Origin of the sequence: Massilia forsythiae (assembly GCF_012849555.1) — a bacterium.
In the GTDB taxonomy this organism is placed as follows: domain Bacteria; phylum Pseudomonadota; class Gammaproteobacteria; order Burkholderiales; family Burkholderiaceae_D; genus Telluria; species Telluria forsythiae.
In genome coordinates, this window is sequence record NZ_CP051685.1 from 5,581,610 (window position 1) to 5,595,600 (window position 13,991).

The window sequence follows — 13,991 nt, forward strand, 5'->3', positions numbered from 1 at the left end:
CACACGACTGCCACTGCAAAATTGTTTCAGGCAATCGTGTACGGCGAGGCCGCGCCGGCTGGACTCGCGTTTATGCGTACGCCGTGCTCATGTTCAGCGTGCCGTTCGCGCCCTTCGGGAAGAACCCGCCCATCGTGACCGATTCCTTGGTCAAATACACGATGTTCAGCACGTCGCCCGGTGAACGGCTGTAGGCGATGCCGTTGGCGTCCGTCGGCACGATGTTCGATGCCGTCGCATCGCTGGCATTGACGATGCCCTGGTCGACGTCGGCCGCGTTGTCGAGACTGTCGCGTGCATCCGAGATCGCGCCGGCGCCGGTGCGCAGGGCCGGCGTGCTCAAGCCCTTGGTGTACAGGACGGTCCGGATCAGGCCGGCGTGATAGGCCTCGGCGGCGAGGATGCCGGCGGCGGCTTCGAGGAAGGTCTTGTTGGTGATCAGCGGCGAGGCGCCCTTGTAGGCGGTCACGCCGACGTCCTCGAAGATGAAGGCGCCGAGCAGAAAATTCTCGTCGCTCGCGTACGGATTGAACGCCTGGTTGGCGCCGACCAGGCCGGCCGCGCGCGCCGCCTTGGAAAAGGCGCCGTTGGGATCGGTACCGCCGATATCGATGGCCGGCATGGACACCGCCGCCGATCCCAGCGCGGTGCGCAGGAAGCCGACGTGGGCGATCTCGTCCTGGGCGATCTCCTTGGCATATTGCGCCACGATCGGATCGCTGAACGGCACCTTGCTGCCGCCGGTCACGGCGCCTTGCGTACCGGTACCGGTCAGCAGGTTGGCTGCGAGGCCGGTGCCGAACACCGCATAGGAATAGAACTGCGCTTCCAGGTATTCCAGGTTGAGGGCGAAGTTCAGGATGTCGGTGTCGGTCGGCGCCGCCGCCTGCGCCACCGCATCGTGCACCGAGCTGCCGCAGGCGCTCAGGAAGGTCCCGCCCACCAGGCCCACGCTCAGGCCTCCCATGTTCTTGAAAAACGAGCGGCGCTTTTCCAGTTTCTGCTTGCGCGATTCCAGCAATGCCAGGGTCAGGTTCGTATCGGTCATGGTGTTCTCCTCGTGTCGATTGATTGCGAAAACATGTCGAAAGCGTGCAGATGGCCTTGTCTATCTTGCACGCATACACCTTGTACTGGGTCAAAGCGCGTTCGGATTCAACTTTTTAAACACGCATGCTGTATTTGTTCAGCATCCTGTACATGGTGGTGCGCGAAATACCCAGCTGGCGCGCGGCCATACTGACGTTCTGGCCGCTGCGGTCGAGCGATTCGCGCAGGCTCGAACGCTCGTTGCGTTCGCGCGCATCGTCGAGTGCGGTCGCCGCCCTGGTCGCGCCCTCCGCGCCCAGTCCCAGGCCCAGGTCCTCGGGCATGATCAGGCGGCCGTCCGCCATCACCATGGCGCGCCGCACCCGGTTCATCAATTCGCGGATGTTTCCCGGCCAGGCGTGGTCCAGGACGGCATCCAGCGCTTCGCGCGAAAAGCCTTGCAGGCGCGGCGACTTTTCCGCGGCGTACAGGCGGAAAAAGTGCTCGGCCAGGGTCACGATATCGTCGCGGCGCTCGCGCAGTGCGGGCACGTTCACCGGCAGTACCGCGAGGCGGTAATACAGGTCTTCGCGAAACCTGTTGGCGGCAACCGCCTGATGCAGCTGCACGTGGGACGCCGCCACGACGCGCACGTCGACGTGGATGGCGCGCGTGCCGCCCACCCGGAAAATGGTCTTCTCCTGCAGGAAGCGCAGGAGGTTGACCTGCAAGTCCTTCGGCAGGTCGCCGATCTCGTCCAGGAACAGCGTGCCGCCATGCGCCGATTCGATCAGACCGACCTTGGCGCGGGTGGCGCCGGTAAAGGCGCCGCGCTCGTGGCCGAACAGTTCCGACTGGATCAGATTGGGGGCGATGGCGCCGCAATTGATCGGCACGAAGGGGCCGGCGGCGCGCTCGGATTGCGCATGGATCGTCTGTGCGGCGAGCTCCTTGCCGCTGCCGCTCTCGCCCCAGATCAGCACCGGCGCCGCCACCCGAGCGACGCGCCCGACCTGCGCGCGCAGGCGCAGCATCGCTTCGGACCCGCCCACAAGGGGCGATGCATCTGCTTTTCCGTTCGACGACGCATCCGCATGTTTTTGCCGCAGCCTTGCCCAGCCATGGGCGTGGCCGAGCGTGTACGCCAGCCGGACGTGATCGATGGGCGTCGTGTGGTAATCGTACAAATGCTCGATGACGAATTGCCTGGCGCTTTCGTTCTCGATCTCGCGCGGCTCGACGATGCCGATCCATTGCACGTCGGCGTGCTCTCTCAGGAAGACAGCCAGCTCGGCCCTGTCCATCGCATGCGCCGGATACAACACGAAGCCGACCGCATGGCCGGCGCGGCGCAGGAGGCGTCTTGCGTCGGCCAGGTTCGACACCGGGTGGACGTCCCATCCGTCCATGGCATCCGCCAGGGAATCGGCAGTGCCCGTATTGCCGAGATTAATGCACAGCACTTGCTTCATTCATCATCTCCATTACCCGCAATAAACTTTCGAAATCCTGACAAAAGACGCGATGCGGCATCGTTGGCTTTGTACTGACGATGTCGCTTTTTGGATTCAGGTGTTTCTACTTTTTGCGGAAAAATGGGAGGTTTTGAAGATGGGATGATGAAATAGAGAAAATTTAAATCTTTATGGAAATTTTTGTTTTATCAAGGATATATGAATACAGGGAGTGTAATACCGCCGGTGCACGATAATGCTTTGGTCTTATTGCTCGCGCAAACTGCGCTGCCGGTACATCGGCAGGGCAAGCAGTTCCCGCGCCAAAGAGTGCGCCTCCCGCGGGTCAACGTAGCGGCCATGAACGGAATGGACAGTGCGGAGACAGGCATGGCACAGCGCGTAATGGCAACGCACAATGTCGAAATGTTGGGTAGCGACCAGCGCGCTACGGAATCCGTGTGCGTGCATGACGGCGGCGCTGTTGCGTGGCGTCGCTTCGATATAGTCGCCATGCTCGTTCATCAGGATGGCTGCGAGCAGCAGCGCGTGCCGGTGCGCCAGATGGTCGGCCACGACGTACGCTCCGCTGAAGCCTTCCACGCTGATACCGACACTGACGATCACGTGCTCGAACATGCCCTGACTATACAAGTCGAATTTTTCAAGCAATCATTAAATTGCTACTGCATTGGAGTGAGACTTCTTAAAGTCGAATCCGAGCAAAGCAATATTCACGAACTCCTCATTAAATATCGCCACACTTCAATATTTTCCGCTAGCCGACTCTTCAATAGCGTGCAGTAGGTAATCGCAAGCATCATTTTCGTTATCAAAATATCGGATGCCTGTTCTTATGCCACGCTCAGAATAATACACAATCCATTTTCCGTTTTCGCAATCAAGACAAAGTTTCTCATTAGGCAATCCACCCTCCAGCGAATAGTAAGACCTTGATATTCCCTTGTTAATTAAAATAGAGCGCAATTCGTCTTTTTTCATCTTTTGAATTAGTTAATTTTTGTTAATATTCCAGCTTTTTCTAAGGCTATCACTCTTTCCGGAAGCTCATATTGAATCCCATTTCCTTCATAACCAAACCATGGAGCGGCTCCTCCAGCTTTAAGGCCACCTCGAATAACCCAGTTTTGAACGCCAGCAGGCAATCTGAAGCACGATTCAGCGTACCGCGACGCTCCGACAACGCGATTTTTGATCGCGACACGTATATGAACAGGCTGGTTTGGCAGCCGCAGGCTGCCAAACCGTGGGTTTAGAACGGTGCCAGACCGCGTTCTTTCAAGAATACGAGACGCTTGAGGTTGTAGCTGGCAGCCTTCAACTGCAGGACGAAGGTCGTGCGCACGATGCCAAGGCAGCGCACCAGTTTTCCACCCATTTGAGCCAGGGCGCCGAATACATGCTCAACACGGGCTCGCGGGATAGCGATCGCGCGGTTGCGCCGTTTCTGCGTCTCGGAAATGCCTTTGGTCGCATGGCCGCGTCGCTGAATATGCACGCGCCATCCGGCTTGTTTCAATCTGGCTTCGCGTTCGATGCTGGGATAGCCACGGTCGGCATAGACATCCCGGCTCGTGTTGCTCAGGTCGAGCAACTCCTCGAAGACCGTGGTATCGGCCACAGCGGCATGGGTGATGGCGATCTTGCGGATCAGCTTGCAACGCTTGTCGACGCTGGCGTGCAGCTTGTACCCAAAATGATTCTTGCCGTGCTTTTTGGTCCATTTGGCATCGACGTCCTTTTGCGCGCGCTTGTGCGGTTTCCAGCCCAACGGCATCGTGCCTTCCTTGACCGTCTCGGCCTCCTCGCGCTTGTTGCGCTGGATCGGGGCTTGTACCAGCGATGCGTCGACGATCTGGCCGCAGCGCGCAAGATAGCCCTGCGACAGTAACTGCTGCTGGACTTGCTCGAATACCTGATTGCCTACGCCAGCCTGCGCGAGGCGGTCACGGAACAGCCAGATCGTCTTGGCGTCCGGGATGCTGCTGCTTTCCGTCAGGTCCAGGAAACGCAGGAAGCTGCGCCGGTCCAGCAACTGATATTCCAGCGCGTCGTCGGCCAGGTTGTAGAGCTGTTGCAGCACCAAGATCTTGATCATCAATACTGTCGGGTATGGCGGACGGCCGCCCTTGGCACGCGACGGACGCGGCGCGGCGGCATCGATGCTCCCCGCCAGCGCCTCGAAATCCACATGCTCGGCCAGGCCCACCAGCGGATCGCCCAGCTTCGCGCGCCGGTCCTCGCGCTCCTGCTCGGCAAATAGACTGATCCTGGGCTTCATCACGGCGACACTCGCTGGCTTGGTTCGATCTCAAGATTTTACCCAGCCAGGGCCAGGTCAGCCGAGGTTTTTCGAGGTTCCCTTAACTGTCAATGGTTTATTAACTTCATAAACGCAATAAGGCTTTAAATCAGTACCTGGCTTCGGTGCTCTTGCACGATATGGTGTGCCCACTGGTGATGTAAAGGTTCCATAAGGGCTACCATAGCGATCAATTTTTGAGCCAGGTAAAAGTGTGAAGTCTACTGGCTCTTCTTTAAATCCTCGGTTCAGAGGCCATTCACGATTTCCGTGCTCTTGAAAGTTCGATGTCTTTCTCGCTGCTTGGCTTTCAGTGATATTACTAAGCACACGATTTTTAATAGATGCTTTGTCGTAGCAATTTTTATTACTCAACCCCAATGGATCAACCCAAGCTGTAGAATTGGGTGCATATCGGTAGAGGTTTATTCCACCTATTAGACCAACAAGATCCTGTGTCAAATACCGGGTGGTCTCTGGATCATAATACCTATGACGGTTGTAGTGCAGCCCCGTCTCATCATCAAGATATTGCCCCTGGAACCGGATCGGGTTGCGTATCCCCGCCTTGTACGCCGCCTCGCTGATCGCCTGCTTCGCCTGCCCCCACGCCTTGTACTGCGCAGACCACGCCACCCTGCCCTCGAAATCCGTCAACTCCTGCGGCGTGCCCAGATGATCGCATTGGTAGAAAACAATCTCCCCCTTATCGAACGGTTCAGCCTCTTGCTCGAAGTCCCCGTTCCATAGCGGGTCAAGCGCTTTGTCGTATTTACCATCGTTGCCGGCCATCAGTGACTTGACATCGGTGGTGGGAGCCAAACGAAGCGCCTGGCTTCTCGCAGCCTGTAGAAGCGGTACAAAGCTGTCGCGCTCGTACACATAGTGCACAGTTCGTTCACTCGCCGCGTAGTTCTGGTGCACGCTGTTCTCCAGCGCCAGCGTGTCGCCATCCCAGCCATACATCGTCCGGGTCGTCGCACGCAGGACAGTGTTTTCCACCGCATGGCTATGCTTGGCAATGCGCCGCCCTAGCGGATCATAGGCAAAAGTAGTAACCCCATGCCAGGTCGTGGCGCGGTTCATCCGGTTGAAGGCGTCCCACTCATATTCGGACCGCTCGCCGTTCTGCACGCGTTCCACAACGTTGCCGCGTTCGTCGTAGCGGTAACGGACGCCGGCATATTCCTTAAGTAAATTGTCCAGCAGCTTAGGCAGCGTGACACGTTGGGCGATGGGCCCATCTGGCGCGGGTTCGGCAGCCCGAATGTTGCCGGCCGGGTCGAACGCGAAGGTTTCCCGGCCCAATACGCTGCTTGCCGCCAGCAGCCGTCCGACCGGGTCGTAGCGGTATTCGATGCGGCCACGCCGGCTGTCCTCGATGCTGGTCAGCTGGCCGGACGGATCGTAGCGGTAGCGCCGCAGGATCGCGGCTGGCATGCCGGCCTGGGCGTCGGGACGGTATTGTCCGGTGACGAAGCCGCGCTCCCGGCCGGCGTGCTTGATGGCGCCGAGCTGCTGTTCGATCAGGCGGCCGGCCGGGTCGTACTGCATCGTCTGCAGCAGGCCGTTGGCCTGGGTGCGGCCGGTTTCGCGGTGCAGCGCGTCGCGTTCGAAGGCGACCAGGTCTTGGCCGTCGAGCAGCAGGCCGTGCACGTGGCCGGCGCCGTAGGTCAGCCAGTCGACGCGGTGGCCGTCGGGACGGATGGTGCCGGTGCGCCGGTCGAGTTCGTCGTAGTGGTGCTGCCAGACCGCGGTGCGCCTGTCGGGATGGAACGGTCCCTGGTAGTGCTGGTGCTCGCGCACCAGGTTGCCGGCGGCGTCGTAGAACCATTGCAGCCGGGCGTGTTCGTTCTTCGCTTCGGCCAACTGGCCGTTGGTGTTGTAGGCGAAGGTTTCGGTCTGCTCCGGCTGGCCGGGGGCTGCGGCCCGACGTTGCACGAGCCGGCCCATAGAGTCGAAGTCGAGATGCGTGGTCACGCCGGCTTCGACGGTTTCCGCCAGCACGCCGCTGGCCTCGTCGTAGCGGTATTCGGTGGACTTGCCGTCGAAGCCCTGTTCCTGCAGCAGGCGGCCGACCGGGTCGTACTGGAAAAGGTAGACGCTGCCGTTTTCGTTTTCCAGGGCGGACAGGCGGCCGAGCGGGTCCCACCGGTATTGCAGGGTGTGCCCGAGGGCGTCGATGCGCTTGGCGATCGATCCGGCCGCGGTGTAGCGGTAGGCAGTCGTACGTTGCAGTGGGTCGGTGTACGCCAGCAGCCGGCCTTCGGCATCGTGGCGCAGGCGTTCTTCGCTGCCGTCGGGGTGGATGACGGCTTCGAGCTGGCCGGGGTGGTTGCCGCTGTCCGCGCCTTCGCCGTGCGCTTGCGCCAGCTTCTTGGCGCTGAGCGGCGTGTAGCGGTAGCGGGTGACGTTGCCGGCGGCGTCGATGCTCCTGACCAGGCGCTTGCGCTCGTCGTACTGCCATTCGGTGCTGCGCCCGGAACAGTCGGTGTAGGTGGCCAGTTGGCCGTCCGGGGTGTAGGCAAGCTTCTTGACGCCGCCCTTGGCATCGGTGATGTCGATCGGCCGCCCGGCCTTGTCGTAGGCATATTCGGTCTTGTTGCCGCGCGGGTCGGTTTCCTCGACCAGATGGCCCTGGACATCGTAGTCGCGCCGCCAGGTGCCGCCTTCGCCGTCGCGGATGCCGGTGACGCGATGCCGGCCATCGTACTCGAAGTGGACCTGGCTGCCGTCGGCGCGGGTGTGGGTAAGCAGGTTGCCGTGCGCATCGTAACGGTAATGCTCGCTGCTGCCGTCGGTATGGATGTGGCGGACGACGTTCTTGGCGTCGTCGCGGAACAGCCATTCCTCGAGCCCGTCCGGATACACGATGCGGTAGGTATAGCCGGCGATGTCGTAGTAATAGCGGGTCTCTTGGCCGAGCGCATCGGTGACGTAGGTCAGGCGGATGTTGCTGTCCCATTCGAGCCGGGTATCGTGGCTGCCGTCGTCGGCCCATTCACGGACTGCTCTGGCATGGGCGCCGCTGTCGATGGCAATGTCGTAGGCGAGGTTCATGCCGCGCCCGGTGCGGTCGGTGTAGCGGGTGACGAGGTGGCGGTCGTACCGGTAATGCCAGGCGGCGCCGTTTTCATCCTGGGCGCGGACCAGGTCGCCGTGCTCGTCGTAGTCGTAGGCAGCGAGCTGGCGCACCAGCTTGCCGTCCTCGATTTGCCATAGCGCGCGGATGCAGCCGCTGCCGGCGTCGATCTGGGTGCCGGCATGCGCGACGATGGTCTCGCCCTGCTTGCTGACGATGTCGCTGAGGACGGCCTCGCCCGCGTACGGGCCATGGGCGACGACGTGGTCGTAGCGCAAGCCGAGGGCGGCGCCGTCGCGACCGTGCAGCGCGATCAGGCGGAAATGCTGCTTGCCCATATCCGCTGCCTTGGCGCGCACGGTGTCGACCAGCTCGTAGGTTTCGCGCCAGGCACTGGCTTCGCCCTCGGGCGGCGGTTTGCCGAAGTCGAGCGCGAGCAGCGTCATACTCACGCGCGTGAGCGTGACCTGCTCGACCGGATCGTGGTGCCGCTGGCCGATGCCGAGGAAGGGGTAGCGGTGGCTGCGGCCGTCGGCGGCGTGATACAGCAGCCCGGTGGGCTTGCCTTGGCCGACCACGTCGATGCGCGTGCCGTACGGGGTGAGCCAACGGGCGCCGAGATTGCCGCGGTCGTAGGCGACCAGCTGGCTGCGGTAGGTCCGGGTCCATTCGATCGGGAGCGGCGCATCCAGGACGAAGTCGGTATGGATGAAGGTTTCGGCGCCGGTGGCGAAGCTGATCGAGTGCGCGGTGCCGCCTTTTGCGGGGCACAGCTTGCAGGCATTGGCGTCGCCCGTGGCCGGACTTTGCCGGCCGGTGGCGCCCAGCTCATGGCCGGGGTTGTTCTTCTCGTGGTGCGCGCCCTTGCCCGATGGGACCAGCGCCGGGTAGCGCTTCTTGTGCTTGACGACCGCGTCGCGCAGCTTCGCGAGCAACCAGCGGATGCTCATCTGCGCCTGTTCGTCTGCCAGTGCAGCGAGTTTGCCGCGAAACGCCGGCTTGAAGTCGGTCAGGTGGGCGATGATGCTTTTTACGCCCGCGACCGCGCCCTGCGGCAGGTGGCTGGCCGCCACGGCGACAACGTAGTTCGCAGTCTTCTTGTACTGCCGGTCGAGGGCGCCGAGCATGCGGCGCCAACTGCTTTGCACCCTGGGGTCGTGCAGCTTGCCCTCCACTTGCGCCGGGGGCGCCACCTCGAACAGCGGTTCCTTGCCGATGCAGCGCTCGAGGATCTTGATTAGGTCGTCGGCGATGCCGTCGGCCGTATCGGCGCAATCGTGCAGGATCCCCGCCAGCTTGCCCATCGCCCTATCGACGAAGGTATCGATCTCGCCGGCCAGCCTGGCGTTGAGGTGCACGATCAGCACCTCGATCAGCGCAGCGCCGAGATCCTTGACGCCCTGTCTCAACTTTTGCCGGACCAGGTGCAGCGCCGGCCGCAGGCTCATGCGTGCCGCGCTCATCGCCGGCGGCACCGGCACCACGCCGATCAGGTTGATGCCCAGGCTGACCCATTCCAGGAAATCGATTTCCTTCTTGTTGATGGCCTTCTGGATTACCCCGACGATGTCCATGATGGCGTCGATCAGCGCCATGATGTTGCCGATCACCGGCAGGCTGCCGGCCACGGTACTCAGGCGTTCCAGCGTGACGACATCGTGGCTGATCTTGCGCAGCCATTGGTCGAAGGCGGCGGCGCCCGCGCCGATGTCTTGCCGGTCGATGGTGTTGAGCGGGGCGACTGCGACTTCCGGCACGCGTTCGGCCGGCTTGGGCGGGACTTGCGTGGGTTCGGTCATGGCGGCTTTGTCAGATAATGGTTTTTTTCAGGGTCGACAGCGCAGCGTCGGCGCCGAGGTGCGGCAGCGATCCGGGCAAATCCGAGGTCGGCGCGGCAGCGGCGGCGGGCTTGCCGGCACCCGACGCGCCGTGCCCGAGCTTGCCCGCAACGTTGGCCAGGGCTGCTTGTCCGACCGGCGCCAGCAATGCTTGCGCGCCGCCCTTTTGCAGCGACTGCACCGCGCTTGCCGCTTGCTGCGCGGTGTGCGCGATTGGCGCCATCGCGCCGGCCTTGCCGGCTGCACCGCCGAGGCTGCCTGCCGCCGCATGGTCGCCAGCCTCGGGCAGCGCTACGTCCGGCCATTCGCTTCCCTGCCCAAGATAGCTGGCTTCGTCCCACGGGTCGCGCGGGTCCATGCCGTAGCTGACCGTGGCCATGCCCATCGGCAGGCCGGCCACGCTGGCGAAGCCGTTGCCATCGAGCGTCCCCTGGTGGACGCCGCCTTCGGCGTCGACGACGGTGTAATCGCCTTGGCGGATGCCCTGCGTCGTGCTGCCTTCGATATCCACGTACTGGTGATGCAGGTCGAGCTGCCCCGGCGGCAATTTCACGGCCTGCGGCAAGGCCGGCGTGCCTTCGCTCTTGCCGGGGACGACGTGATGTTGCGCCGCATGCTGGCGCCAGGTACCGCTGGTGCCATGGACGATTCCCGCTGCGTTCCAGCGGCTGAAGCTGGTGCCGCCGTTGATCACCACTTCTTCCTTCGCCGTGATCGTGATCCGATTGGCGGTGTGGGTGATGTTGAGCTTGGCCAGGATGTTGACGCTGTCCTTCAAGGCGGTGATGTCGATGTCGGCGCCGGCCGCCACCAGCTTCATGCCGGCCTTGTAGGCAAACATGCGCACCGCTTCCTTGACGCTGACGAGCAGGCTCTTGCCCGCGCTCAGGCTGGCATGGCCGCCGCTGGTCACGGCGGTGTGCTCGACGCTCATCAGATGGGTGGAACCCTGCGTGCTGGTCTCGATACCGGCAGGGCTGGCCAGAAGCAGGTGGGGCGCCTGGAATTCCGGGAATTCGCCTTGCGCCGGCGTGCCGCCCTGGCCCTTGATAGCGTCGACCTGCGCCGCCAGCGCGGCGGCGACCTGGTCCTGGTCGCCCGGCCGGTGCGCCTGCGCCTGCTGCGCGGCCTGCGACAGGCTGTCGTGCAACTCGTGGCATTGCGCCATGCGCGCCAGCGTTTCCGCCATGTCGGTGATATGGGCGCGGGCATTCGGCCGTCCTTCGGTGCTGAGCAGCAGGCCCTGCTGCGCGCGCAGCGCGCCGTGGCCGTCGGTGCGCAGCTCGAAGCCCTGGCCGCGCGCATCCTTGCGTCCGGCATTGTCTTCGATGCGCTTGATATGGCCGAGGCTGAGCTGGCTGGCGAGATGGTCGCTCTTGAGCTGCGCCTGGATCTGCCCCTGGGTGTCGTCCAGCACCAGGTGGTTGCTGCGGCCGCCGGGCGCGTTGCCGCCGTTGGCGGTCAACTCGCGGCTGCGGAGACCCGTCAGCGCCCGCTGTTCGGGCAGCTTCCAAGGCGGCATATGGTCCTGGTTATGCACGGAGCCGGTCACGATCGGATGATCGGGGTTGCCGTCAAGCCATTGCACAATCACTTCCGATCCGACCCGCGGATGGCTGGCCAGGCCCTTCTCGCCGCCGGCCCAGTTGCTGCCCACGCGTACCCAGCAACTGCCGCTGTCGTTCCGGTCCCAGTGAAACTTGACCTGGATGCGCCCGTACCGGTCCACGTTCAGGCTGCCCTGGCCTTGCGCGCCGACCACGATGGCGGTCTGCGGAGCCAGCAACCTGGATTCCGTGCTGTTGAAACCGCGTCCCGGCCGCCAGGGCAAGGCCTTGTCCTGGCAGACAAAGCGGTTCTTGTACTCGGCGACCGCATCCTTTCCTTGCAAGTAATTGTTGCTGGCTTGGTGATGCACTTCCAGGATCAGGAATTCGCGGTCTTCGCTTTCGTTGAAATGGTCGAGCAGCCTGAACCACCTGCCCGCGGCGGCGCGCCGGTTGTTGCCTCGTGCTTCGACCAGTCTGGTGCGGGCTTCGATTTCTTCCATGCACAAGCGGGAAAGCTGGTAGGCGCCGGACTGGTGCTTGAATCCGTAGTGCCCCTCGTAGGTGTGCACCTCCAGCCTCGGAAACTCGCCCTGCTGGTCGATGGTGGCGGTCTCCGCATGGACCGGGCGCGGACTCTTGAAGTCGAAGCCGCTCACCGCCGTTTGTCCGGATGCCCACTGGCGCAGCGGGCTCCAGTCGCCGATGGCGTCCTCGTCGGCTGCGCCGCCGGCGCGGTGGAAGCGGATGCCGGGCGACGGCCCGTCGATCGGCGCCGCGGCGCAGGTGTCGTCGCGGATCCCGAGCCTATGGCCTTCGCTGGTGTGTTCGTAACAATAGCTGTAGCCGGCCGCTTCCCAGCGCCGGCACAGGTAGTTGTGATCGGTCTCGTCCCATTGCGCGGCCATCGTGAGCTGCGGCTGTTCACCCGCTACGTTCCATTCCCACGCGGGCAGTCCGCCATAGCCGGCGAAGATCGTTTCCGCCTGCTCGCACAGGCTTTTCCCGTGGAACAGGCGATTGTTGCGACGCAGGCGGGTGCAGGCCAGCCATGGCTTCAAGACGGCTTCATAGAACGCCAGGCCGCCATCCGTCTTGGCCAGCTTGAACGATGCGACATGACCGGTGAACGGACGCAGGCTGGCGTCCGCCAGTACCAGCGACACGCACAGCAGCTTGCCGAGCATGGCCTCGAGTTTGATGCCGGCATCGTCGCTCAAGAGTTCCACCTTGAATTCGAAGTCGCGCGACAGGTATTCAGTACCTTCGAACCGGTTCACCATCAGCTTGGCCTGCGGGCCGTCGTTCCTCGAGAACGACAAGCGCAACAGGCGGGTATTTTGGTGGCCTTCGAACACTGCTTGCAGGTCAGTCATCGTCGTGGCTCATCGGTTGATGGGGACAATGTTGAATTCGATGCTCGACGTGGCGGTACGTGCGATTCACCTGCTGCTTGCAGGCATTTGCCATGGTCCGCACGTGTCTCGTCAGAGCGTGTCTAGACTTGCAACGAACTTCTTGACTGTAGGGATTAAGTTGCGATTAGCCAATGACAAAACGCAAGTTCGCGCAAAGTCATACGCACAGCAGTTTCTGCATCGATTTTGAGTTTTTCGCTGTCAAGTTTGCTGGTTTCAGGTATGGCAAACTATCGAAGATCTTGGCGAGAAATGGGAAGCCCGATGCCGGGTCGGCGGCGGCAATGGCGCGCCGGGTTGGAACGATCGGCGGCCCAGCAGGCCAGGTTATCGCCGGCGCAAATCCCGTATCCAATACACGGGCAACGCAATGAGTTCCCTCAGCGTGGAATAGGCATCCCGCGGTTCGACGTAAACCGCATGCGCGGCATGGACTTCCTGGATACCGGCGTGCCGCAGCGCGTAACGGCAACGGGCAATGTGGAAATACTGGGTGATGACCATCGCACTGTCGAAGCCGTGCACGCGCATGATGGCGGCGCTGTTGCGCGCGGTCGCTTCGGTCGTGTCGCCGTGCTCGTCCACCAGGATGGCCGCACGCGGCACGGCGCGCCGCTCTACCAGATAGTCGGCCATGACGCGCGCTTCGCTGAAGCCTTCCACGCCGGTGCCGCCGCTGACGATCACGTGCTTGAACATGCCCTGCCGGTACAACCCGGCGGCCCGGTCGAGGCGCGCGCGCAGCCGGTCCGACGGGGCGCCATCCGGCATCACCTTGGAACCCAATACGATGCCGACATCGCTGACCTGCACGTCGTCGCGCAGGCCGGCCAGGACGATGGCCCCGGCCGCACAGGCCAGCGCCACCAGCAACGCGAGCGCGGACCGGGCGATCCAGCCCCCTCTCACGTGGCCTTCCGCAAAAACGGCCCGGCCTTCGCTTGCAGCAGCCTGACCAGTTCCGGCTGCATGTAGTCGTAATCATCCGGTATATCCAGGCAGATGACGCGCTTGCCATTCAAGCTGGCGCGGAATCTGGCGGCCATGCGGTTCCGGTGGGCTTTCTCCATCACGAAGATGATGTCGGCCCAGGCGATCTGTTCCGGCGACAGCGGCACGTCGGCATCGCCACCCACGCCGGCGGAATCGGTTTCGACGCCGGGCCAGGAAGCGAAAACCTGTTCGGCGGTAGGACTACGCAGACGGTTCTGGCTGCAGATGAATAATGCGCGTTTCACGCTTTCGCCTTTTGCATACGGGTTTAGGCAACCACGATCATCGAATGGAGGAAAGGCGTCGG

The 13,991-nt window shown here is 62.7% G+C and carries 9 protein-coding genes; all 9 read right to left on the bottom strand.

The window, feature by feature from the left end; genetic code table 11:
- Positions 1-70: 70 nt before the first annotated feature.
- A complete protein-coding gene (locus HH212_RS23395; protein ID WP_170204683.1) occupies positions 71-1,048 on the bottom strand; it encodes a ferritin-like domain-containing protein in 978 nt (325 codons plus the stop codon).
- 115 nt (positions 1,049-1,163) lie between these two features.
- Positions 1,164-2,501, bottom strand: coding sequence for a sigma-54 dependent transcriptional regulator (locus HH212_RS23400; protein WP_170204684.1), 1,338 nt, complete (start codon positions 2,499-2,501; stop codon positions 1,164-1,166).
- 249 nt (positions 2,502-2,750) lie between these two features.
- Positions 2,751-3,155: a hypothetical protein gene (locus HH212_RS23405; protein WP_170204685.1), complete on the bottom strand. Its 405-nt coding sequence runs from the start codon at positions 3,153-3,155 to the stop codon at positions 2,751-2,753.
- Between the two features lie 93 nt (positions 3,156-3,248).
- Positions 3,249-3,485: a hypothetical protein gene (locus HH212_RS23410; RefSeq protein WP_170204686.1), complete on the bottom strand. Its 237-nt coding sequence runs from the start codon at positions 3,483-3,485 to the stop codon at positions 3,249-3,251.
- Between the two features lie 271 nt (positions 3,486-3,756).
- Complete coding sequence (locus tag HH212_RS23415; protein WP_169433898.1) at positions 3,757-4,785, bottom strand: IS5 family transposase; 1,029 nt, start codon at positions 4,783-4,785, stop codon at positions 3,757-3,759.
- Between the two features lie 57 nt (positions 4,786-4,842).
- A complete protein-coding gene (locus tag HH212_RS23420; protein WP_170204687.1) occupies positions 4,843-9,687 on the bottom strand; it encodes an RHS repeat-associated core domain-containing protein in 4,845 nt (1,614 codons plus the stop codon).
- A 10-nt stretch (positions 9,688-9,697) separates the two neighbouring features.
- Positions 9,698-12,649 (bottom strand): type VI secretion system Vgr family protein, encoded by a 2,952-nt coding sequence (locus HH212_RS23425; protein ID WP_170204688.1) that lies wholly within the window; start codon positions 12,647-12,649, stop codon positions 9,698-9,700.
- 369 nt (positions 12,650-13,018) lie between these two features.
- Entirely contained in the window at positions 13,019-13,600 is a 582-nt protein-coding gene (locus HH212_RS23430) for a YdcF family protein (RefSeq protein WP_229217429.1), read from the bottom strand.
- The gene (locus HH212_RS23435) at positions 13,597-13,929 is read right to left on the bottom strand and encodes a low molecular weight protein tyrosine phosphatase family protein (protein WP_170204689.1); all 333 of its coding nucleotides are present in this window, start codon (positions 13,927-13,929) and stop codon (positions 13,597-13,599) included. Before HH212_RS23435 ends, HH212_RS23430 begins: the two co-directional genes overlap by 4 nt.
- Between the last annotated feature and the right edge of the window lie 62 nt (positions 13,930-13,991).